This window comes from Peteryoungia algae, from assembly GCF_030369675.1.
GTDB classification, from domain to species: Bacteria; Pseudomonadota; Alphaproteobacteria; order Rhizobiales; family Rhizobiaceae; genus Allorhizobium; species Allorhizobium algae.
This window is the reverse complement of the sequence record NZ_CP128477.1, coordinates 378,894-399,468: the sequence shown is the minus strand read 5'-3', so window position 1 is coordinate 399,468 and position 20,575 is coordinate 378,894. Positions and strand designations below refer to the sequence as shown.

The window sequence follows — 20,575 nt, the reverse complement described above, 5'->3', positions numbered from 1 at the left end:
GTCCAGTGTTATCGTTTCCTGCCGGAAATCAGACCGGCGATCAGTTTCGGTGCACTCGACTTCAGAGCTTCACCCCGACCAGACAGGCTGGGATTGGTCATGAAATAGTGCTGGGCGTTGAAAGGTTCCTCACCCTGTCGCACTTCGATGCGGCGTGACGTCCCGTCGGCCAATATCTCGTAGCTCTGCTGATTGTCAATCAGGTTGCCCAGCATGATCTGCGACAGGACTTGCTCATGCACCGTCGGATTGATCAGGGGCACCAGAGTCTCGACGCGGCGATCGAGATTGCGCGGCATCATGTCGGCCGAGCCGATATAGACGAGCGCCTTTTCCGACGGGAGGCGATGGCCGTTGCCGAAGCAGAAGATGCGACTGTGTTCGAGAAAGCGCCCCACGATCGACTTGACCCGGATATTTTCCGACAGACCGGGCACACGTGGCCGCAGGCAGCAGATGCCGCGGATGACCAGATCGATTTCGACGCCGGCGCCACTCGCCGCATAGAGCGCATCGATGATCTCGGGATCCACGAGGGAATTCATCTTCATCCAGATCGCGGCCGGACGCCCTGCCTTGGCGTTCTCCGTTTCCTCGCGAATGTGCGTGAGGATCCGTGGGCGCAGGGTATGCGGCGACACAGCAAGCTTCATTCCTTCTTCCGGCTCGCCATAACCGGTGATGAAGTTGAAGATGTTCGCCATGTCATGGGCGATCTTCGGGTTGCAGGTGAAGAAGGAGAGGTCCGTATAGATCTTCGCCGTGACCGGATGGTAATTGCCGGTGCCCAGGTGGCAGTAGGTCCGAAGCTTGCCATCCTCGCGGCGCACGACCATCGACATCTTGGCATGTGTCTTGAGTTCGATGAAGCCGAAGACGACCTGCACACCGGCGCGTTCCAGGTCGCGGGCCCAGCGGATGTTGGCCTCCTCATCGAACCGGGCCTTGAGCTCGACCAGGGCCGTCACCGACTTGCCGGCTTCGGCGGCATCGATCAGGGCGCGCACGATCGGGCTGTCGTTGGAGGTGCGGTAAAGCGTCTGCTTGATCGCCAGCACATCCGGGTCGCGGGCCGCCTGCAACAGGAATTGCACGACGACGTCGAAGCTCTCATAGGGGTGGTGGACGATCATGTCCTTTTCGCGGATCGCCGCGAGGCAGTCGCCGGCATGCTCGCGGACACGCTCGGGAAAGCGGGCATTGTACTGCTCGAAACGGAGGTCGTCGCGCGGCGCCTTGGTGATCTCGGATATGGTGTTGAGCGCCAGCAGGCCGGGAAGCACCGCGACGCGATTATCGGCAACACCGAGTTCGTGCACGACGAACTGGCGAAGCGCGACCGGCATTTCGGAATCGACCTCGATGCGGATGACCGAACCGCGACGACGGCGCTTCAGCGCCGTTTCGAAGAAGCGCACCAGATCCTCGGCCTCTTCCTCGACCTCGATATCGCTGTCTCTGATAATGCGGAAGGTGCCGAAGCCCTTGACCTCATAGCCCGGGTAAAGCCGGTTGATGAAAAGGCCGACCATGTCCTCCAGCGTGATGTAGCGGATCGTGTTGCCGTCATCAGGCAGGCGAATGAAGCGGTCGAGGGTGGTCGGGAGGCGCAGCAGCGCGGTCATCGGATCGCCATTGCGGCTCGAGCAGAGCTGCAGGCCCATGGAGAAGCCGAGATTGGGGATGAACGGGAACGGATGCGCCGGATCGATGGAAAGCGGTGTCAGGACCGGGAAGATCGACTCCTCGAAAGTCGTCTCCAGCCAGGTGCGATCCGCCTCGGAAAGGGCGGCCGGGCGCACGATCAGGATGTCCTCCTGCGCGAGATATTGCTGCAGGACGGCGAGCGACGCCTGCTGCTCCATCTGCAGATTGTCGATTTCCTTCAGGATGTCGTCGAGCTGCTCGGCCGGGGTCTTGCCGTCGGGGCTCTTGATGACGATGCCCTGGCGGACCTGACCTTCGAGGCCGGCGACGCGGACCATGAAGAATTCGTCGAGATTGGCTGCCGAGATGGACAGGAAACGAACGCGCTCCAGCAACGGGTGCGCGGTGTTGAGCGTTTCCTCGAGAACACGACGGTTGAACTGCAGCCAGGAGAATTCACGATTGATGAAGCGCAGAGGGCTGGCCAACAGGTCCTCGGCGGATGCTGTCTCGCCTCTGTCGCCGCCCGTACTGTGTACCGCGCTGTCCATGATTCCGTCCCTTCGTTATCGTTCCCGGCCAATTATAACAGTATGACGACAGATCTGTGACGCTCAATCCGTACCGTCGGCCGCCTCCAGCGTTTCCAGCACCTCTGCCGCCAAGCTGCGTGTGATCCTGACGCGCCTGGCAAGCGCCAGCCTGTCCATGCGATCGACCACCATCTGGGCGGCAAGGAAGGAGCGCTCCATGCGGCTGACGATATAGCCGACGATCTTGTCATCGATGCAAAGCTGGCGGTCGGCAAAGAGTTTGGTGATCAATTGACCGAGAAGGTCTTCGTCCGGAGCCCCGATCTCGACCACAGTGGCCGCCTTCAGGCGCGAGTTGAGATCCGCCAACTGGACATTCCACGAGGGCGGAAAGCTGCGCGACGTGATGAGCAGCGTCGTGCCGTGCTGGCGCACCGCATTGATGACGTGGAACAGCTCGACCTCGTCGAAACCCCGGCGGTCGGCATCCTCGAACAGGACGGGGCCGATGGCCGCGACTTGCGATGCCCCCTCGCCCGGCTGCGGCAGAATATCGGCCGCACCGCTGATGTCTCGAAAGATCTGGGCGAGATGCGATTTTCCCGAACCTTCCGGGCCTGCGAGGATCACCACCGGCGACGGCCAGTTCGGCCAGGCGTCGACGATCGACACGGCCGCGGCCATGCGCTCGGAAACCAGCAGGTCGTCGCGGCCGGTGGCAGAGCCATGCTCGAAGGCGAGCGGCAGCTGTTCGGCGGCTCCACGCTTTGCGGGAGCCATCTTGGCGTCAGTCATTCACGTCTCGGACACGTCTCTGGAGCTTGGAGGTTCGATCTCGCCGACGGCAGGGGAAGGCGGCGCAATGACGAGCGCCGTTCCGTAATAGAGATCGCTGTCAAGATAACGCGATATGGCGAACCGGACAAGCACGCCGATGGCGGCGGCAGCCGGCACCGCCACGAGCACGCCGACGAAGCCGAAGAGCGCGCCAAAGGCGAAGAGCGCGAACATCAGCCAGACCGGATGCAGGCCGACGCTCTTGCCCACCAGCTTGGGCTGCAGGATGTTTCCCTCGATGAACTGGCCGAGGAAGAAGATGCCGGCAATGACGCCGACCCAGATGAAGTCCGGCCAGAACTGGACGATGGCGACGCCGAGCGACAGGAGCAGGCCGACCGTCGAGCCGACATAGGGAATGAAGCTGATCATGCCGGTGAAGAAACCGATGAGCAGGCCGAAATTCAGGCCGGCGGCCGAGAGCGCGATCGCGTAGAAAATGCCGAGGATGAGGCAGAGCGACCCCTGGCCGCGCACGAAGCCGGCAATCGTGTTGTCGAGTTCGGTCGCGAGCTGACGCACCGTGCCGAGCTGGTTGCGCGGCACCCAGCTGTCGACCTTCTCGATCATGCGATCCCAGTCGAGCAGCAGGTAGAATGCGACGACCGGCGTCACGACCAGAAGCGAGGCGATGTCGAGTAGCGCCTTGCCGGAATTCCAGATCTGCTCAACCAGAGTTCCCAGGAAGCCGACGCCTTCGCTCAGATAACGCGAGAAATTCTCCCGGATCGTGCCCATCTGGCCATCGACCCAATCCGGAAGCCAGGAAGCATTCGAGGTCGCGATGAAGGTCTGCAGCTGCGTGATATATCCGGGCACGCGCTGGATGAATTCGTTGAGCTGGCTGGCGAGCACCGGGATGATGATCATCAGGGACAGAACGAACACGATGACGAAGGAGACGAGGATCACCACTGTCGCCATCAGGCGGCTCAGGCCGATACGCTCCAGCCTGTCGGCGACGGGATCGAGGAAATAGGCAAGCGCCATGCCGGCGATGAATGGCAACAGGATGGACGAGAACAGCATCAGGAAGGCGATGAAGATCGCCAGTGTCACCAGCCAGAAAAACACCTGGCGGCGCAGGCCAATTGCACTGATGTTGCGAGCCATATGCGTCTCCATTCCCACGTAACCTGCCACTTGCAAACGAGGTTCGCATGCTGCGGCGCCAGAGAAGGAGATAGGGTACAGGCAAAGGCTTGGTCAAGAACTCCGACCCGATCGGCAGCGACAAGGTGCAATGGGATGCCAGAATGCCCGGGAAATCGTGGGCTTCTGCACCTCGCAGCTTGCATCTGAAGGCTCTTCATGCCATGGCCAGCCGAAATTCTCGCAGGATCGGAGGCAGGCATGAGCCAGGCTGGCAAGAACGGGTTGACCTATAGCGATGCGGGCGTCGACATCGATGCCGGCAATCTGATGGTCGAGAAGATCAAGCCGGCCGTGAAGTCGACCCGGCGCCCCGGTGCGGATGGCGAGATCGGCGGCTTCGGCGGGCTCTTCGACCTGAAGGCCGCCGGCTTCAAGGATCCGATCCTGGTGGCAGCCAATGATGGCGTCGGCACCAAGCTGAAGATCGCCATCGACGCCAATATCCACGACACGGTCGGCATCGACCTCGTTGCCATGTGCGTCAACGACCTCGTCGTGCAGGGCGCAGAGCCCCTTCTCTTCCTCGACTATTTCGCCACCGGCAAGCTCGATCCGGACCAGGGGGCTGCCATCGTTCAGGGCATCGCTGCTGGCTGCCGCGAGGCGGGCTGCGCGCTGATCGGCGGCGAGACCGCTGAAATGCCGGGCATGTATTCCAAGGGCGATTACGACCTCGCAGGCTTTGCCGTCGGTGCTGCCGAGCGCGGCGAACTGCTGCCATCAGGCGATATCGCCGAGGGCGACGTGATCCTCGGGCTTTCCTCCTCGGGCGTGCATTCCAACGGCTTTTCTCTGGTGCGCAAGATCGTCGAGCTCTCGGGCCTTGCCTGGGACGCACCGGCTCCCTTCGCCGAGGGACAGTCGCTGGGTGCTGCCCTGCTGACCCCGACCCGGATCTATGTGAAGCCGCTCCTGAAGGCGATCAGGGAAACCAAGTCGCTCAAGGCGCTCGCCCATATCACCGGCGGCGGTTTCCCGGAAAACATTCCGCGCGTGTTGCCGAAGCACCTCGCCGCCGAGATCGATCTCTCCTCCTTCCAGGTGCCGGCCGTCTTCTCCTGGCTCGCCAAGACCGGTGGCGTTGCCCAGAATGAAATGCTGCGCACCTTCAACTGCGGCATAGGCATGATCGTCGTGGTCTCCGCCGACAAGGTTGACGACGTCACCAAGGCGCTGGAAGCCGAGGGTGAAACCGTTGCCCGCCTCGGCCGCATGATCGCCCGCGAAGAGGGTGCGCATGGCGTGACCTACAAGGGTACGCTCGCCCTATGAGCGACAGCCGCAAACGCGTCGTCGCCTTCGTTTCCGGCGGCGGGTCGAACATGCTGGCACTGGCCAGGGCTTGCGAAGCGGCCGACTATCCGGCCGAGATCGTCGCGGTCTTTTCCGACAAGCCTGAGGCCGGCGGCCTTGCGAAAGCGCAAGCGCTCCGCATTCCGACACGCGTCTTCGAGCGCAAGGCCTTTGGCTCGAAGGCCGAGCATGAGGCCGCGATCCTTGCCGCACTCGCCGAGATCGGCCCTGACCTGATCTGCCTCGCCGGCTACATGCGTTTGCTCTCAGGCGACTTCATCCGCGCCTATGAGGGAAAGATCCTCAACATTCACCCGTCCCTGCTGCCGCTTTTTCCCGGCCTGCACACGCATCAGCGGGCCATCGATGCCGGCATGAAAGTCGCCGGCTGCACCGTGCACTTCGTCACCGAAGGCATGGATGAGGGGCCGGTCATCGCCCAGGCGGTCGTGCCTGTGCTGATCGACGATACGGCCGAGGCGCTGGCCGCACGGGTGCTGACAGTGGAGCATCAAACCTATGCGGCGGCGCTGAAGCTGGTCGCATCGGGTGGCGTCACCATGCGCGCCGACGGGAGTGTCGAGCGGCTGGCATCCGAGACGGATGCGAACGTCAGGCTGATTAGCGCCTGAGGCACTGCGTCAGCGCTTGTTCAGTGCTGCCCATTGCAGCAACATGATCGTCTTGGCGTCGATAATCTCGCCTGCATCGACCATTTCCATAGCTTCAGAGAAACCGATCTCGACGACCTCGAGATCCTCGTGCTCATCCTCGAGCCCGCCCCCTTCGGCGACATGGTCGGCATCGGTGACGGCGGCGTAGAAGCCGTGCAGCTTCTCGGTGACGGAGCCGGGCGACATGAAGGCGGCAAAGGCTGGCGTCGCCTTGGCAACCTGGTAGCCGGTCTCTTCGCGTGCTTCGCGCAGAGCCGCCTGCAGCGCCGTTTCACCGTCATCGATGAAGCCGGCCGGGGCTTCAAGCAGATAGGGATGTTCGCCGCAAAGATGGGCGGCGATGCGCAGCTGTCGCACCAGGGTGACGGTGTCGCGCTCGACATTGTGCAGAAGAATGGCCGAGGCATTCCAGCGGTCGAAGACCTCCCAGGTCAGCCTGTGCGGCGCCCTGCCCTCGCGGAAAAAATCGAAGGTGATGCCGCGCAGGTGGCTCCATCCCTTCCACAGCGTCTTGTCTTCCAGGATCGAGATCCGGGCCTTGTCGAAAATGCTCATGACTTCAAGCTTTTCTCATCCAGACCTTATTGTCGTGGAAGGCGGCACCGCCGTGCGGGGCCGCCGGATCGGCACCGGTCAGGACATTGATGCCCTCGCCGTCGAGATGGCTCTTGTTCGGCCAGAGGCCCTCGGCCACGAGCACGCCTGATTTCACCGCATCGGTGATCTTCGCATGGATGCGGAGTTGCCCGCGTGTATTGCCCAATTGCACGATGTCGCCCTCGGCGAGGCCAAGCGCTGCTGCATCGACCGGATTGACCATGACCTCGGGTCGGCCTTCCTTATCGCGGGACGTTTTGGTTTCGGCGAAGGTCGAATTCAGGAAATTGCGCGCCGGTGATGTCGCGAGCCGGAAGGGATGCTCGGCATCAGCGGTTTCGATCAGGTCGACCTGATCGGGGAAAGTTGGAAGCAGTTTGACCGGACCAAGCGATCCGAGCCTTGCCGGTGGCTTGTTCGGGGCCGGTGTGTTTTCCCAATCCGGCTTGAAGCGGAACTTGCCGTCCGGATGGCCAAAGCCGTTCAGGTAATGCGCGTCTTCGAAGGCCGGCTGGCAGTCCAGCCACTTGTCTTCGATCAGCGTGTCGAAATCCGGCTTGCCGCTGATGTAGAGCATGCGCTCGATATGCTCTCGCTCGGTCTTGCCGAAGCCGGCGCGACCCGCCACGCCGAGGCGCTTGGCCAGTTCCTCGATGACGAAGAGATTGGTGCGCACCAGCGGCGGGGCGTCGACGAGCTTCGGCCCGACCAGGATATGGCTCTGGCCGCCGCCGCGATAGATGTCGTCATGTTCGACGAACATGGTCGCCGGAAGCACGATATCGCCGAGTTCCGCCGTTTCGGTCATGAATTGCTCATGCACGGCGACGAAGAGGTCGTCGCGCAGGAAGCCCTGCTTCACCAGCCGCTGTTCGGGAGCCACATTCACCGGGTTAGTGTTCTGGATGATCAGCGCGTCTACGGGTCCGCGATGGCGTAGCGCCTCCGCATCGCCGGTCAGCACGCGGCCGATCTGCGACTGGTCGAGCATGCGGATGTCAGGATCGACCATGGCCGTGCCCATCAGCTCCGCCTTGTTCAGCTGGAAGATGTCGCTGTTCGAATGGAAGGCACCGCCGCCTTCGTATTGCCAGGAGCCGAGAACCGTTGCGAGCGACAGGGCCGCATGCATGGAAACCGCACCGTTGCGGCTGCGGGTAAAGCCGTAGCCGAGGCGGAAGTAACTCTTTTTCGTCTGGCCGACGAGGCGGGCGAAGGCCTCGATCTCCTCGACCGAGAGGCCTGTTATGGCCGAGGCCCATTCCGGCGTCTTGTCCTTCAGATGCGCTTCGAGCCCTGCCGGATCGTCGGCGAATTTCGCCATGTAATCGCGGTCGGCATAGCCGTCGCGGAACGCAACATGCATGGCAGCACAGGCCAGTGCCGCATCCGTGCCCGGCTTCAGGATCAGGGCCATGTCGGCCTGCTTCATCGTCGGATTGTCGTAGATATCGACGACGACGATCCTGGCGCCGCGATCCTTGCGGGCCTTGATTGCGTGGGTCATCACATTGACCTGGGTGGCGACCGCATTGGTACCCCAGATCACGACGCAGTCCGACACCGCCATTTCGCGCGGGTCGGGGCCGCGCAACGTGCCGGTGCCCATGACATAGCCGGTCCAGGCCATGTTGGTGCAGATCGTGCCGAAGAAGCCGGAATATTGCTTCGCATGGCGCAGGCGTTCGATCGAATCGCGCTGCACGAGGCCCATGGTGCCCGCATAGAAATAGGGCCAGACGGCCTCCGAGCCATGACGCTGTTCGGCCTTGACGAAGGCGTCGGCGATTTCGTCAAGGGCGGCTTCCCAGGTGACATCCTGCCACTGACCGGCCCCTTTTGCGCCGGCGCGGCGCACCGGCTTCATCAGGCGATCCGGGTGATAGAGCCGCTCGGCATACCGCGCGACCTTGGCGCAGATGACGCCGGCGGTGTAGCTGTTCCCGGTCGCTCCCCGCACACGGCCGACGCGGCCGTCCTCCGTCAGCTCGACGTCGAGGGCGCAGGTGGATGGACAGTCATGCGGACAGGCCGTATGACCGACCGACCGGTTTCGGATGGGGCTCTGGATGTTCATGGGCCGGTTATAGGCCATGGCCTGACACCTCAAAAGCCCCATTCGAACAAATCATCGACGCCATCGGAACCGCACATGAATTATCGCCATATCTATCACGCGGGCAATTTTGCCGATGTCTTGAAGCATCTCGTCCTGTCGCGGCTGATCGTCTATCTGCAGCAGAAGGACAAGGCGTTCCGCGTACTCGACACGCATGCCGGGATCGGCCTCTACGACCTCTCCTCGGACGAAGCGCAGAAGACCGGAGAATGGCTCGAGGGCATTGGCAAGGTCATCGATGCCGAGCTGCCGGACAAGGTGGCCGAGATCATGGCGCCCTATCTCGATGCGGTGAAGGCATTGAACCCCGATCGCAAGCCTGGCGGGCCGCTTGTCAAATATCCGGGTTCCCCGAAGCTTTCCCGCGATCTCTTCCGCCCGCAGGACCGACTCTCGGCGATGGAACTGCATCCAGAGGATTCAAGGGCGCTGTCCCGTCTCTTCGAGGGTAACTTCCAGGTGCGTGTGACGGAACTCGACGGCTGGCTGACACTGAACGCCCATCTGCCGCCGAAGGAGAAGCGCGGCATCGTGCTGGTCGACCCGCCCTTCGAGATCGAAGGCGAATACGAGCGACTGGTCGACGGGCTCGCCAAGGCGCATCGACGCTTCGGCAACGGCGTCTACTGCCTTTGGTACCCGATCAAGAAGGGCGCGCCGATCAAGGAGTTTCACGAGGCGCTGCAAGCACTCGGCATTCCGAAGATGCTCTGTGCCGAACTGCACGTGAAGAGTGACCGGGAGCAGACGGGCTTGTCCGGCACCGGGCTCGTCATCGTCAATCCGCCCTTCACGCTGAAAGACGAAATGCATCTGGCACTTCCCGAGCTGAAGCGGCTGATGGCACAGGACCGCTATGCCTCGCATCGCTGTTTCTGGCTGCGTGGGGAAGACTGAGCGGAGGATCGCAATGGGACGCTATACCGGCTTCATCGCCTTCGGCCTGATGCTTGCTGCAGCTGCCGTCTACAGTTTCCTGCCGGCCGAGGCACCCGCCGATCGGACGGTCGCAACGGTCTCCTCGCCCACGCCCTCAGCCGAGCCTTCGGCGGAGCAATCCCCTTCCCCCATCAAACCGGCCTCGTCGGTCCCACAGGGGCGCGGCTTCGATTTTTACGTGCTCGCGCTTTCCTGGTCGCCGACCTTCTGCGACAGCGAAGCGGCAGGCCGCAATCGCGAGCAATGCGGCGAGGACAAGGAATTCGGCTGGGTCGTACACGGGCTCTGGCCGCAGAACGACAAGGGTTGGCCGGAAAACTGTCCGACCTCGGAGGGCTCCCGGGTGCCGGAACGGATCGGACGCACGGTCATGGACATCATGCCGAGCATGGGCCTGATCGGTCACCAATGGCGCAAGCACGGGTCCTGCTCCAGCCTTTCCATGAGCGACTACTTCAAGCTGGTCCGCCAAGCCTATGATAGCATTCGCATTCCGGCTGAGCTTTCGGATGTCGACAGGGAAAGCCGCACATCTCCGCAGGCGGTTGAAGCAGCCTTCATCCGCAGCAATCCGGGCCTTGCCCGCTCGGCAGTGGCGGTGACCTGTGATAGGGAGAGAGTCGATGAAGTCAGGATCTGTCTGGACAAGTCGCTGGGCTTCCGGACCTGCCCCGAAGTCGACAGCCGATCCTGCCGCCGGTCAGACATCGTCATTCCAGCCACACGCTGACCCCCGCAACGAGAGCCACAGGAACCCATCATGAAGCTGCTCTTCGCGCCCGCCTCGCCCTATTCTTCCAAAGTCCGCATGGCGGCCCGCCATCTCGGCATCGAACTGGAGGAGATCCGGGTGAACACGGCGGAAAACCCGTCGCACCTGCTCGACGCCAATCCGCTCGGCAAGATCCCGACACTGGTTACCGAGGATGGCACCGCCATTTTCGACAGTCGCGCGATCATGCAATACCTGCACCGGGCCTCGGACAAGCGTCTCTATCCGAAGAAGAACGAAAAGCGGACCGAGGCCGAGGTTCTGGAAGCGCTGGCAGACGGGATCGCCGATTGCCTGCTGGCCATTGTCTACGAGAAGCGCTTCCGGCCACCGGAACTGGTCAGCCAGGACGTCATCGAGCGGCAGTGGGCGAAGATCAATCGCAGCCTCGACCATCTGGACAAACACCTGCCGAAGATCGGCAAGAAGCTGCATGGCGGTCATTTCGCGCTTGCAGCCACACTTGGCTATCTGATGCTGCGTTTCCCCGGCGATTGGGAGAAAGGCCGGGCCGCGCTCACCGAATGGCCGGCCAAGTTTGCGAAAGCCTTCGAGCCCTATCCAGCGCTTCGGCCCAAGGCCTGAGCCGCTATCGCTCTCTTATCTCCAGACACAGAAAAGCCGGGACGATGCCCGGCTTTTCCTTGTGCAGTTGATCGCGTGGATCAGAACTTCACGCCCATGCCGACCTTGACCGAGTGGTCGTCGAAGCCCTTGGAGATCGCACCAGTGCCGAGATCGAAGTCGCGCTTCTGGTAGTCGCTGTAGCGGTATTCGACGCGTGCGGTGATGTTGTCGGTGACGAAGGTCTCGACACCGGCACCAACCGTGTAACCAGCTGCCAGCTTCTCGTCGTTCGTGCCATTGCCTTCCAGCTCGTGGTTGGCAACAGCCACACCGGCCGTACCGTAGACGAGGAAGGGGTTCAGGTCGTAGCCGACGCGACCACGGACCGAGCCGTTGACGCCCTGGGTGCCCTTGAGGCTGCCTGCAGTTGCGTCTGTGCCGGCCGAGCCGTCTTCGCCGGCGTAGCTGATGTCGGCTTCAGCACCGTAAACGATGGAGCCGCTCTGCATGTTGTAACCGCCGTAAACGGTGCCGCCGATGCCATCGGCGTCGCGGCCGTCCGACGAGCCGGTGAACTTGCCCATGTCATAAGTGATGCCACCGCCGACATAGGCGCCAGACCAGTTGCCGGCCGGCGCAGAGTAGGATTCGGCAGCAGCCGGAGCTTCCGGTGCCTGGTAGATGGCGTCAGCAGCCTGGGCGGCGAAAGCGACGACGGTGGTGGCGGATGCCAGAAGCATGATCTTGAGGTTACGCATGTTAGTCTCCTTTACAGTTCCGGGCCGCACTTCAATCAGAACCAACGGCGGCCTGAACGTTTATTGGGTATTCCCTGCCCGTTCCGAATGTACATTTGGCGGCCAATTGAGGAATTGAAAGAGCCGAAATGTGAATTCATTGTGGCACATCAGTGACCAAATCGGGACGTTGCTTAAAAGACACAAACTATTCGTTAACCATAACAAATCCTTTACAGAATTAGTTGAAGGTCATCAAAAGCTATACTCGCTCTGTACTGATGAAAGCCGAAGCTAAATACCCGCCGAGATTCCCTTTCGCACGGTTTAAAACTCGCAAAGACGACATATATGCAGTGCACCAACCCTGACGACGCAAGGTAATCCGATGCAAAACAGCATCCCCAAGGTGGCTTTGGTCACCGGTTCCGGGAAACGACTTGGCCGCGCTATAGCCGAAGACTTGGCTGCACATGGATTCGCCGTTGCCCTTCATGCAAACGGCGCGCTCGAGGCGGCGGAAGCTCATGCAAAGGACCTCAGGTCACAAGGAAAGCAGGCGATCGCGCTTCAGGCGGATTTCGGTAACATTTCCGAGATCGAGACACTTATCGCCCGGACGACGGCGGAATTCGGCCCTGTCGGCCTGCTGGTCAACAATGCGTCGGTCTTCGAAGACGATACGGCCGTCGATTTCGATGCCGCTGTCTTCGATCGTCACTTCAATGTGCATGTTCGGGCGCCCGCCATTTTGAGCGGTGCCCTGGTGAGGGAATTGCCGCAGGATCGATCCGGCCTCATTGTCAACATCATCGATCAGCGAGTGCTGGCGCTGAAGCCCACCTTCTTCTCCTACACGCTCTCCAAATCGACGCTCTGGACAGCGACAAAGACGCTGGCGCAGGCCTTTGCACCTCGGGTGCGGGTCAACGCCATCGGCCCCGGCCCCACCCTGATTTCCGAGCGACAGCGGCCGGAGGATTTCGAGGCGCAGATAGACAGCCTCCCCTTGAAGCGCGGCCCTTCGCTCGACGAATTCGGCCGTACGATCCGGTTTCTTTTTGACACACCGTCGATCACCGGCCAAATGATCGCCTTGGATGGGGGCCAGCATCTGATTTGGCACGGCACGGAGATCAATGAATGAATGGAGGAAAGCTGCCCGACGGTGGCGTTCTCTATGACGGAACGGAAGACGACGACGAGGACATCGCCGTCGATCCCGAACCGGCGCGCACCGGGATCGAGATCGACTGGCATGTCGATGGTCTTGATGAGACCGGGCTGACCGGTGCCGACCTGATCGGCGAGTTCGTCAAGCGGTTGCCGAACGCTCCAGGCGTCTACCGCATGCTGAACAAGGACGGCGAGGTCATGTATGTCGGCAAGGCGCGCAGCCTCAAGAAGCGCGTCAGCAACTATGCCCAGGGGCGCGTGCATTCGAACCGGCTGGCGCGCATGGTGCGCGATACCGTCCACATGGAATTCGTGACGACCCGCACCGAGGTCGAGGCGCTGCTGCTCGAAGCAAACCTGATCAAGCGCCTGCGGCCGCGCTTCAACGTGCTTCTGCGCGACGACAAGAGTTTTCCGTATATCCTGATCACCGGCGACACCCGCGCGCCTGCCATCTACAAGCATCGCGGCGCACGTGCCCGCAAGGGCGACTATTTCGGCCCCTTTGCTTCGGCCAGCGCCGTTGGCCGCACGATCAATTCGCTACAGCGCGCCTTCCTGTTGCGCACGTGCACGGACAGCGTGTTCGAAAGCCGCACCCGGCCCTGCCTGCTTTATCAAATCAAGCGTTGCTCGGGTCCCTGCACCCATGAAATCAGCGACGAGGGCTATAGCGGTCTCGTTCGTGAAGCGAAGGACTTTCTTTCGGGCAAGAGCCAGAACGTCAAGGAGTCCATCGCGCGTGCGATGAACGAGGCGGCCGAGGATCTCGATTTCGAGCGCGCTGCCGTGTACCGCGACCGTCTGGCCGGGCTTAGCCATGTTCAGAGCCATCAGGGCATCAATCCGGCCGGCGTCGAAGAAGCCGATGTCTTCGCCATCCATCACGAGGGCGGGCTTTCCTGCATCCAGGTCTTCTTCTTCCGGGCCAGCCAGAACTGGGGCAACCAGGCTTATTTCCCCAAGGCCGACCCGCAACTCAGCGCAGCGGAGGTGCTCAACTCCTTCCTTGCACAGTTTTATGATGACAAGCCCGTTCCGCGGCTCATCCTCCTGTCGGAAGAGGTCGAGGAACAGGACCTTCTGGCCACGGCGTTATCCGAGAAGGCCGGCCACAAGGTATCGATCAGCGTGCCGCAGCGCGGGGAAAAGAAGGATCTCGTCGATCACGTCAATTCCAATGCCCGCGAGGCGCATGGGCGGAAGCTGGCCGAGACGGCCTCCCAGTCGCGCCTGCTTGCAGGGCTCGCCGAGACCTTCCAGCTCCCTTACGTGCCGCGCCGCATCGAGATTTACGACAACTCGCACATCATGGGCACCAATGCCGTCGGCGGCATGGTGGTCGCGGGGCCCGAGGGTTTCGTGAAAGGCCAGTATCGCAAGTTCAACATCAAATCGACCGACATCACGCCGGGCGACGACTTCGGCATGATGCGGGAAGTGATGACAAGGCGCTTCTCGCGTCTGTTGAAGGAAGAAGGCAAACCGGACCGCAGTGCGGCGCCCGAGGACAGCGCCGATACGGCATTTCCCGCCTGGCCCGATGTCATCCTGATCGATGGTGGCCAGGGTCAGATGTCGGCGGTGCGCAAGATCCTTGACGAACTCGACATCACCGACAGCGTGATTGCCATCGGCGTTGCCAAGGGCGTGGACCGCGATGCAGGTCGCGAACGCTTCTTCGTCCAGGGCAAGCCCGATTTTACGCTGCCGCCGCGCGATCCCGTCCTCTACTTCATCCAGCGCATGCGTGACGAAGCCCACCGCTTCGCCATCGGCTCCCACAGGGCGCGCCGCAAGAAGGAGATGATCAAGAACCCGCTCGACGAAATCTCCGGCATCGGTCCGACTCGCAAGCGGGCATTGCTTCAGCATTTCGGCACGGCCAAAGCCGTGTCGCGGGCCGCCGTCAGCGACCTGATGGCGGTCGAGGGCATATCCGAAGCCGTCGCGCGCCTGATCTACAACCATTTTCACGACAGCAGCGGCGACTGACACGGAAATGACGCATCCGGGGTCGAGAGGTTCGCGAAGGTCATTCAAAATTCTTAGGTTGACGGCCCCGACCGAAAACCCTCACATCTATTGAAGCACCAGAATACAAAGACAGGGCATCATGGCTTCGCGCGCATACAACATTCCCAATCTCCTCACCTACGCCCGCATCCTGGCCGTGCCGCTCATCGTCGTGTGCTTTTTCGTCGAAGGCAAACTGCAGAGTTCCGATTTTGCGCGCTGGACGGGCCTTGCGATCTTCATCGCCGCCTCGATCACGGACTATCTCGACGGCTATCTGGCACGGATCTGGAACCAGACGTCGAACATCGGCAGGATGCTCGACCCGATCGCCGACAAGCTGCTGATCGCCTCGGTACTTCTGCTGATGGCGGCCGATGGCACAATCGCCGGCTGGTCGATCTGGGCAGCGATCACCATTCTCTGCCGCGAAATCCTGGTTTCGGGCCTGCGCGAATATCTCGCGGCACTGAAGGTTAGCGTGCCGGTCACGCAGATCGCAAAGTGGAAGACGGCGGCGCAGATGTTCGCGCTCGCCTTCCTGCTCGCCGGACCCGCTGGCGCCAAGGTGCTGCCCTACACAACTGAAATCGGCATCTCCCTGCTTTGGATCGCGGCGATCCTGACCATCTATACCGGCTATGACTATTTCCGCGCCGGTGCGAAGCACATGGTGGATTGAGATGGCGAAGATCGTCTACTTCGCCTGGGTTCGCGAGCGGGTCGGCAAAGGCGAAGAAGAGCTCGACATACCGGTCGAGGTGAAGACCGCCGGTGATCTCGTTGCCTGGCTCGCGACGCTCGGCGAAGGATATGAAGAGGCTCTCCGCTTTCCGAAAGCGATCCGCGTCGCTGTCAACCAGGAGCATATCGAGCACCACGAATCGATCGCGGGCGCCCGCGAAATCGGCATCTTTCCGCCGATGACCGGGGGCTAAAAGGCCCGCCGCGGGAGTTGAGACCATGACGGCCAGGCCCATACCCACCATTTCCGTTCAGCCGGACGATTTCGACGCTGCCGCAGAATCGCGGAAGCTCACGAACGGGCGAAAGGATGTCGGTGCGCTCGTCTCGTTTGTCGGCCTGTGCCGTGACGAAGCCGGGGCCCTGGCCGCACTCGAACTCGAACATTATCCCGGCATGGCAGAAGCCGAGATGCAGCGCATCGCAGAGATTGCCATGGACCGGTTTTCGCTTCTGGGCCTCACAGCCATCCACCGTTTCGGCCGGATCGAGGCGGGCGCGCAGATCGTGCTTGTGCTTGCCGCAGCACCGCATCGCCAGGCGGCCTTCGATGGCGCCAATTTCGTCATGGACTTCCTCAAGACCTCCGCCCCCTTCTGGAAGAAGGCGCACGGGAAGGATGGCCATAGCGGTGCGTGGGTCGAAGCGAAGGATGCCGACGACAGCGCGCGGGATCGCTGGCTCACGGAATGATCCGTTCGCGCCTGCTGATCACCAGCAGCCAGACAAGCGCTGAAATGATGACAACGTCACGCCAGATCATCGTGCCATAGGCGCTCCAGAGTTGCTCGGCAAATCCGACTGCAGCAGCACCCAGCGCCGAATGCAGCGGACGCGAATAGCCGCCGACGGCCGCGATCAGAACCACTTTCAATCCAAACATCAGACCCGCGCCGAAATCCATGGTGCCGTACACTACGGTCGCGGACAGGCCGCCGAAGGCAGCGAAGGCGCTCGCGGCCACGAGCGCCGCCACGAAGATGCGGTCAGCGTCGATGCCGACGAGCCTCGCGGCGAGAGGGTCCTGGCAGACAGCCTGCCAGAGACGTCCTGCCCGGCTGACCGACAGCAGGCAATGGCCGCCGGCTACCAAGGAGAGCATCAGCCCGACATGCAGGATCTGCAGGCGGGTCAGACCGATCTGGGATCCCTCGATCACGAAGAGCGGCACGAACTGCTCCCCCATGGGCGGCAGCCAGAGACTTCGGGTGTCGAGTGCAATACGAGCGCCTTCCGAGAGGAGAAGCAGCACGCCGAGCGAGGCTGCGATTACCGCATTGGGGGAGCGTTTATGCAGCGGCAGCATCACGGTGCGCGCATTCCAGAAGCCGGCGAAAAGGGTATAGCCAGCGCCTGCGAAGAGGCCGAGCCCGAGCGCTGCCGGCAGCACGAGATAGAGGTGGTTCCAGCCATAATCGGTGAACAGGAGGCATATCTGGCCGGCAAAGGCGACAAATGCGCCGAAGGTGATGTCCGGTCGCCTGGTGACGCCGAATGCGAGCGAATATCCGAAGGCCAGGCAGGCATAGAGGCTCGCCAGCGGCAGCGCATTCAGGAGCTGTTGGACCAGATAGACCATATGTCCCTCCAGTGACGTTTATAACTGTCAAAATGATATTTACCAGTTATATTAGACGCCATGATCTTCACATGGACCCCTCACCGCTTCGTCGGCGGCGCGCTCGCGCTCGATGTGGCGAACAGCGTCATCCTGCGGCACGAACCAGACGGCCGCAGCGACCGTTTTGCCGTGCCGGAGCAGCTTGGGGCTTTCGCGGATGCGGCCTCGCGACTTTCTGCAGAACGGGGCAGGTTCGACGTCTTGCAGCCGGTGCGGCCGCAAAACGCGCCACTTTTCTTCGAACTCCGGGAAGCGATCGACACCTATTTTCGTCAACGGGTGCTCGGCGAAGAGGGGCGCCACCAACTCGCCGCACTGCTGGAAGCGGCGGCGGCTGCCCTGCGCGCCGCCCCTGGTGATGACAGTCTGGAGGCGGCGACAGCGCGCTCGGCGCTCACCCTCGTCTGCGAACCTTGCCCCGAACGCATGAAGATCTGCGGGCATTGCGGATGGCTCTTCATCGACCGAAGCAAGAACCGCAGCCGGACATGGTGCGATATGGCGGTCTGCGGCAATCGGGTGAAGGCCAACCGCCACTATCACCGCAAGAGGAAGGAGGTTTCGCCATGAAGGCTATACCGATCGTCGTCAGCCTGTTGTTGGCGCTATCCTGGCTTACCGGTTGCCAGCGCGAGGACCTGGACGAACCCCTCAAGCTCTCCGGCAAGGTGTTCATCTTCAATTATCGTGTGGCGCAGGCAACTTATGTCGTGACGCTTGCCCGCAATGGGCCGCTGCCCGATCCGAGTTTCGTGGAGACGACATTTGAGAACCCTGCCGGCGGCGCTCCCCTTGTCACCCGCACCAAGATCTTCCCGTTCTGGGAGAAGGTGTCGCTGGAGAGCCCGCCGGTGCATTGCGTCATCAAGGACCGCCCCTATGCGGTCTCGATCCGTATCCTCGATGCGTCGGACAAAGTGCAGCAGACAATCGAGACGACTTTGACCTCAAGCCTCGACCAGACGGTCATGCCGGGGAAGGCATTGGTGGTTGGGCCAGTCTACACCCCAAATCCCGAGGTCTACGGCGCCGACGGGACGGTAGATTATGCCAAGGGGCAGACCTGCCCAGCCGCTTGAGCTCCAGCGTCTGTCGCCGGCCATCGTCTCGCAACGAAAAACCGGAGCCTTTCGGCCCCGGTTTCTCAGGTTTTCAAGATATCTGGAAGCTCTCGCCTCGGGACTTGATTCAGCCGACGATCTCGGTGTCTGCGAACCAGTACTTGATTTCTTCGGCAGCGGTTTCCGGAGCGTCCGAACCGTGTACCGAGTTTTCGCCGATCGAGAGAGCGAACATCTTGCGGATGGTGCCTTCATCAGCGTTGGCCGGGTTGGTGGCACCCATGATCTCGCGGTTCTTCAGGATGGCGTTTTCGCCTTCGAGAACCTGAACGACGGTCGGGCCGGAGGTCATGCCTTCAACCAGTTCGCCGAAGAAGGGGCGTTCCTTGTGAACGGCGTAGAAGCCTTCGGCTTCGCGCTGGCTCATCCATACGCGCTTGGAAGCGACGACGCGCAGGCCGTTGTCTTCGAAGACCTTGGTGATCGCACCGGTCAGGTTGCGCTTGGTGGCATCGGGCTTGATCATCGAGAAGGTGCGTTCAATCGCCATCTGTCTCATCCTTTTGTCTGTCAGGGAAAGTGGGCGGTATCTACCCGCCCCGAATCACGAAGACAAGAGGGGTCTTCTATTTTCACGCGGACGTCACAATCCGACCCTGGAAGACAGTCATGCAACCGCCCGAGCGGCACCGTCGTAGAGACCGAGGCAGCGGTCGAACCAGAGGCTCACCGGATCGTCGCCCGGAAGATGAATCGACCCCGTGGTGACCCTCAACCACTGCAAGGCGCCGAAGAGGATATAGTCGCCGAAGAGTGGCGTCGTGCCCCCGACATAGGACTGGAAGGCGAGCGTGTGGCGCAGCGGCTGGAGGGCTGCCGGCAAGGCGGCGATCGCGGCATCGCGTCCTGCGGCCATTTCTTCGAAGCTTTTTCCCAGCCGCTCCTCACGGCTCTTGCGGAAATAGGCCTGGTCGGCGGGGGCTAGCATGTCGTGGATGTCGATCAGCAGGATCCGCGTGATCACGCTATGCACGACATGCAGCGAATAGCCTTCCACCAGGCGCGCCGCAGCCACACCGCCCCGCCCGCCGAAGAGGCTCGGCGCATCCGGATAGGCCTCTTCGAGGTATTGCGCGATGCGGAAACTGTCGGAGATCAGTTCCTGTCCATCGCGCAGGACCGGTACGGTCTTCGAGGCTCCGTTCTCCACCGTCGGGATCACCGTGAAGGCCAGCGGCCGCTCCTCGAAGCTCAGGCCCTTGTGACGCAGCGCCATGACCACCTTCCAGCAGTGCGGCGAGAAGGGTCGAGCGGCATCAGCACCGCACAGCGAATAAAGCGTGATCGTCATCGGTTTCTCCTTGTGTCCCATCACACATGCCCATCCGGCAGCGGGATGCAAATCAGCAATTTTCATGGGACCCATCAATCCCATTTCGGCGAAACCTGTCTAGACTGAACCTGGACCTTGACCAGGAGCACGACATGCAAAACTACCACATGCTCGCCGACTACAATGCCTGGGCCAACAGGCTCGTCTATGCTGCGGCAGCGCAGCTGTAGGAAGAGCTGCATCAGGACACGGGTGCCTTCTTCGGCTCGATTTTCGCCACTCTCAGCCATCTGATCACCGCTGACCGGATCTGGCTCAACCGCTTCACCGGCCAAGGCCCGAAGCCAAAGGCCCTCAACGAACGCCCCTATGAGCGGCTCGAGGATCTGCGTGCCGCGCGGGTGGAAGAAGACGACCGCCTCATCCGCTTTACCCGGAGCCTGACACCGGAGGCGATCGAGCAGCCGTTCAGCTATTCGCCGGTCAGTTCACCCGAAATCGTCACGCAGAAGCTCTGGCCTGCCCTCACCCATATCTTCAATCACCAGACCCATCACAGGGGACAGGTGCATGCCGGATTGACGTCAATGGGCAAGCCAAGCCTCGGACTCGACCTCATCTATTTTCTGCGCAGCGAGGGCAAGGCCTGGGTGTGAGGTGTCGCACCAGCGCTCTGAACGATCGGGCCTCGACACAAAAAAGGAGGCCGCGGCAACCGCGACCTCCCGTGTTTCACAACTTGTGGAAACCCGTC

Annotated in this window: 21 protein-coding genes and 1 pseudogene; 13 read left to right on the top strand and 9 right to left on the bottom strand. The window is 61.7% G+C overall.

Annotation, left to right across the window (positions count from 1 at the left end; translation table 11 throughout):
- Positions 1–8 precede the first annotated feature (8 nt).
- The 3 genes from QTL56_RS02060 to QTL56_RS02050 all read right to left on the bottom strand — a co-directional run bounded on the left by QTL56_RS02060 (position 9) and on the right by QTL56_RS02050 (position 4,130).
- Positions 9–2,198, bottom strand: a complete 2,190-nt coding sequence (locus QTL56_RS02060; protein ID WP_245137165.1) for an RNA degradosome polyphosphate kinase — start codon at positions 2,196–2,198, stop codon at positions 9–11.
- 63 nt (positions 2,199–2,261) lie between these two features.
- The gene (hdaA, locus tag QTL56_RS02055; protein ID WP_245137166.1) at positions 2,262–2,975 is read right to left on the bottom strand and encodes a DnaA regulatory inactivator HdaA; all 714 of its coding nucleotides are present in this window, start codon (positions 2,973–2,975) and stop codon (positions 2,262–2,264) included.
- Positions 2,976–4,130, bottom strand: a complete 1,155-nt coding sequence (locus QTL56_RS02050; RefSeq protein ID WP_229575863.1) for an AI-2E family transporter — start codon at positions 4,128–4,130, stop codon at positions 2,976–2,978.
- 240 nt (positions 4,131–4,370) lie between these two features.
- Here QTL56_RS02050 and purM point away from each other — a divergent pair, with 240 nt between their 5' ends.
- Together purM and purN are read left to right on the top strand one after the other, a co-directional pair.
- Positions 4,371–5,444 carry a phosphoribosylformylglycinamidine cyclo-ligase gene (gene purM, locus QTL56_RS02045; RefSeq protein ID WP_229575862.1) on the top strand — a complete coding sequence of 358 codons (1,074 nt, stop codon included), beginning with the start codon at positions 4,371–4,373 and terminating at the stop codon, positions 5,442–5,444.
- A complete protein-coding gene (gene purN, locus QTL56_RS02040) occupies positions 5,441–6,097 on the top strand; it encodes a phosphoribosylglycinamide formyltransferase (RefSeq protein ID WP_245137167.1) in 657 nt (218 codons plus the stop codon). Before purM ends, purN begins: the two co-directional genes overlap by 4 nt.
- A gap of 9 nt (positions 6,098–6,106) precedes the next feature.
- Here purN and QTL56_RS02035 read toward each other — a convergent pair whose 3' ends face one another.
- Together QTL56_RS02035 and QTL56_RS02030 are read right to left on the bottom strand one after the other, a co-directional pair.
- A complete protein-coding gene (locus tag QTL56_RS02035) occupies positions 6,107–6,694 on the bottom strand; it encodes an NUDIX domain-containing protein (RefSeq protein ID WP_245137168.1) in 588 nt (195 codons plus the stop codon).
- 4 nt (positions 6,695–6,698) lie between these two features.
- Complete coding sequence (locus QTL56_RS02030) at positions 6,699–8,855, bottom strand: molybdopterin-containing oxidoreductase family protein (RefSeq protein WP_245137169.1); 2,157 nt, start codon at positions 8,853–8,855, stop codon at positions 6,699–6,701.
- A 33-nt stretch (positions 8,856–8,888) separates the two neighbouring features.
- Here QTL56_RS02030 and QTL56_RS02025 point away from each other — a divergent pair, with 33 nt between their 5' ends.
- From QTL56_RS02025 to QTL56_RS02015, 3 genes are read left to right on the top strand one after another with little or no spacing between them, the layout of a single operon-like run.
- Positions 8,889–9,752: a 23S rRNA (adenine(2030)-N(6))-methyltransferase RlmJ gene (locus tag QTL56_RS02025; RefSeq protein WP_245137170.1), complete on the top strand. Its 864-nt coding sequence runs from the start codon at positions 8,889–8,891 to the stop codon at positions 9,750–9,752.
- Positions 9,753–9,765: 13 nt separating this feature from the next.
- Positions 9,766–10,524: a ribonuclease T2 family protein gene (locus tag QTL56_RS02020; RefSeq protein ID WP_245137171.1), complete on the top strand. Its 759-nt coding sequence runs from the start codon at positions 9,766–9,768 to the stop codon at positions 10,522–10,524.
- A gap of 30 nt (positions 10,525–10,554) precedes the next feature.
- Positions 10,555–11,151, top strand: a complete 597-nt coding sequence (locus QTL56_RS02015) for a glutathione S-transferase (RefSeq protein ID WP_245137172.1) — start codon at positions 10,555–10,557, stop codon at positions 11,149–11,151.
- A gap of 80 nt (positions 11,152–11,231) precedes the next feature.
- On the opposite strand, the gene QTL56_RS02010 is transcribed toward QTL56_RS02015, so the two are convergent.
- On the bottom strand, positions 11,232–11,891 hold the full coding sequence (locus QTL56_RS02010; protein WP_229575855.1) for an outer membrane protein: 660 nt from the start codon (positions 11,889–11,891) through the stop codon (positions 11,232–11,234).
- Between the two features lie 367 nt (positions 11,892–12,258).
- On the opposite strand from QTL56_RS02010, the gene QTL56_RS02005 reads away from it, so the two are divergent.
- From QTL56_RS02005 to QTL56_RS01985, 5 genes are all read left to right on the top strand, one after another.
- Entirely contained in the window at positions 12,259–13,017 is a 759-nt protein-coding gene (locus tag QTL56_RS02005; protein WP_245137173.1) for an SDR family oxidoreductase, read from the top strand.
- Positions 13,014–15,041, top strand: coding sequence for an excinuclease ABC subunit UvrC (uvrC, locus tag QTL56_RS02000; RefSeq protein ID WP_229575853.1), 2,028 nt, complete (start codon positions 13,014–13,016; stop codon positions 15,039–15,041). The genes QTL56_RS02005 and uvrC overlap by 4 nt, the downstream gene beginning before the upstream one ends.
- A 121-nt stretch (positions 15,042–15,162) precedes the next feature.
- Positions 15,163–15,744 carry a CDP-diacylglycerol--glycerol-3-phosphate 3-phosphatidyltransferase gene (gene pgsA, locus QTL56_RS01995; RefSeq protein WP_229575852.1) on the top strand — a complete coding sequence of 194 codons (582 nt, stop codon included), beginning with the start codon at positions 15,163–15,165 and terminating at the stop codon, positions 15,742–15,744.
- Between the two features lies 1 nt (position 15,745).
- The gene (gene moaD / locus QTL56_RS01990) at positions 15,746–16,000 is read left to right on the top strand and encodes a molybdopterin converting factor subunit 1 (protein WP_229575851.1); all 255 of its coding nucleotides are present in this window, start codon (positions 15,746–15,748) and stop codon (positions 15,998–16,000) included.
- 25 nt (positions 16,001–16,025) lie between these two features.
- Positions 16,026–16,499: a molybdenum cofactor biosynthesis protein MoaE gene (locus QTL56_RS01985; RefSeq protein ID WP_245137174.1), complete on the top strand. Its 474-nt coding sequence runs from the start codon at positions 16,026–16,028 to the stop codon at positions 16,497–16,499.
- Here the strand turns inward: QTL56_RS01985 and QTL56_RS01980 are convergent.
- The gene (locus tag QTL56_RS01980; RefSeq protein ID WP_245137175.1) at positions 16,489–17,385 is read right to left on the bottom strand and encodes a branched-chain amino acid ABC transporter permease; all 897 of its coding nucleotides are present in this window, start codon (positions 17,383–17,385) and stop codon (positions 16,489–16,491) included. The genes QTL56_RS01985 and QTL56_RS01980 overlap by 11 nt on opposite strands.
- Before the next feature lie 60 nt (positions 17,386–17,445).
- Here QTL56_RS01980 and QTL56_RS01975 point away from each other — a divergent pair, with 60 nt between their 5' ends.
- Together QTL56_RS01975 and QTL56_RS01970 are read left to right on the top strand one after the other, a co-directional pair.
- The gene (locus tag QTL56_RS01975; protein ID WP_245137176.1) at positions 17,446–17,997 is read left to right on the top strand and encodes a CGNR zinc finger domain-containing protein; all 552 of its coding nucleotides are present in this window, start codon (positions 17,446–17,448) and stop codon (positions 17,995–17,997) included.
- Entirely contained in the window at positions 17,994–18,506 is a 513-nt protein-coding gene (locus QTL56_RS01970; protein WP_245137177.1) for a hypothetical protein, read from the top strand. The genes QTL56_RS01975 and QTL56_RS01970 overlap by 4 nt, the downstream gene beginning before the upstream one ends.
- A 109-nt stretch (positions 18,507–18,615) precedes the next feature.
- Here QTL56_RS01970 and ndk read toward each other — a convergent pair whose 3' ends face one another.
- The gene (gene ndk, locus QTL56_RS01965; RefSeq protein ID WP_102021392.1) at positions 18,616–19,038 is read right to left on the bottom strand and encodes a nucleoside-diphosphate kinase; all 423 of its coding nucleotides are present in this window, start codon (positions 19,036–19,038) and stop codon (positions 18,616–18,618) included.
- 117 nt (positions 19,039–19,155) lie between these two features.
- Positions 19,156–19,839 carry a glutathione S-transferase family protein gene (locus QTL56_RS01960; RefSeq protein WP_245137178.1) on the bottom strand — a complete coding sequence of 228 codons (684 nt, stop codon included), beginning with the start codon at positions 19,837–19,839 and terminating at the stop codon, positions 19,156–19,158.
- Between the two features lie 134 nt (positions 19,840–19,973).
- Between QTL56_RS01960 and QTL56_RS01955 the strand changes: the two are divergent.
- Positions 19,974–20,477, top strand: a pseudogene (locus QTL56_RS01955) (DinB family protein).
- Positions 20,478–20,575 lie beyond the last annotated feature (98 nt).

Bases quoted from the DNA above. Each gene is read 5' to 3' on its own strand.
- moaD (WP_229575851.1), top strand. From the start codon at position 15,746: ATGGCGAAGATCGTCTACTTCGCCTGGGTTCGCGAGCGGGTCGGCAAA.
- QTL56_RS02020 (WP_245137171.1), top strand. From the start codon at position 9,766: ATGGGACGCTATACCGGCTTCATCGCCTTCGGCCTGATGCTTGCTGCA.
- QTL56_RS02005 (WP_245137173.1), top strand. From the start codon at position 12,259: ATGCAAAACAGCATCCCCAAGGTGGCTTTGGTCACCGGTTCCGGGAAA.
- QTL56_RS02030 (WP_245137169.1), bottom strand. From the start codon at position 8,855: ATGGGGCTTTTGAGGTGTCAGGCCATGGCCTATAACCGGCCCATGAAC.
- purN (WP_245137167.1), top strand. From the start codon at position 5,441: ATGAGCGACAGCCGCAAACGCGTCGTCGCCTTCGTTTCCGGCGGCGGG.
- QTL56_RS02035 (WP_245137168.1), bottom strand. From the start codon at position 6,694: ATGAGCATTTTCGACAAGGCCCGGATCTCGATCCTGGAAGACAAGACG.
- QTL56_RS01970 (WP_245137177.1), top strand. From the start codon at position 17,994: ATGAAGGCTATACCGATCGTCGTCAGCCTGTTGTTGGCGCTATCCTGG.
- QTL56_RS02010 (WP_229575855.1), bottom strand. From the start codon at position 11,891: ATGCGTAACCTCAAGATCATGCTTCTGGCATCCGCCACCACCGTCGTC.
- QTL56_RS01960 (WP_245137178.1), bottom strand. From the start codon at position 19,839: ATGACGATCACGCTTTATTCGCTGTGCGGTGCTGATGCCGCTCGACCC.
- QTL56_RS01985 (WP_245137174.1), top strand. From the start codon at position 16,026: ATGACGGCCAGGCCCATACCCACCATTTCCGTTCAGCCGGACGATTTC.
- QTL56_RS02015 (WP_245137172.1), top strand. From the start codon at position 10,555: ATGAAGCTGCTCTTCGCGCCCGCCTCGCCCTATTCTTCCAAAGTCCGC.
- QTL56_RS01980 (WP_245137175.1), bottom strand. From the start codon at position 17,385: ATGGTCTATCTGGTCCAACAGCTCCTGAATGCGCTGCCGCTGGCGAGC.
- uvrC (WP_229575853.1), top strand. From the start codon at position 13,014: ATGAATGGAGGAAAGCTGCCCGACGGTGGCGTTCTCTATGACGGAACG.
- pgsA (WP_229575852.1), top strand. From the start codon at position 15,163: ATGGCTTCGCGCGCATACAACATTCCCAATCTCCTCACCTACGCCCGC.
- QTL56_RS01975 (WP_245137176.1), top strand. From the start codon at position 17,446: ATGATCTTCACATGGACCCCTCACCGCTTCGTCGGCGGCGCGCTCGCG.
- QTL56_RS02050 (WP_229575863.1), bottom strand. From the start codon at position 4,130: ATGGCTCGCAACATCAGTGCAATTGGCCTGCGCCGCCAGGTGTTTTTC.
- QTL56_RS02060 (WP_245137165.1), bottom strand. From the start codon at position 2,198: ATGGACAGCGCGGTACACAGTACGGGCGGCGACAGAGGCGAGACAGCA.
- hdaA (WP_245137166.1), bottom strand. From the start codon at position 2,975: ATGACTGACGCCAAGATGGCTCCCGCAAAGCGTGGAGCCGCCGAACAG.
- ndk (WP_102021392.1), bottom strand. From the start codon at position 19,038: ATGGCGATTGAACGCACCTTCTCGATGATCAAGCCCGATGCCACCAAG.
- purM (WP_229575862.1), top strand. From the start codon at position 4,371: ATGAGCCAGGCTGGCAAGAACGGGTTGACCTATAGCGATGCGGGCGTC.
- QTL56_RS02025 (WP_245137170.1), top strand. From the start codon at position 8,889: ATGAATTATCGCCATATCTATCACGCGGGCAATTTTGCCGATGTCTTG.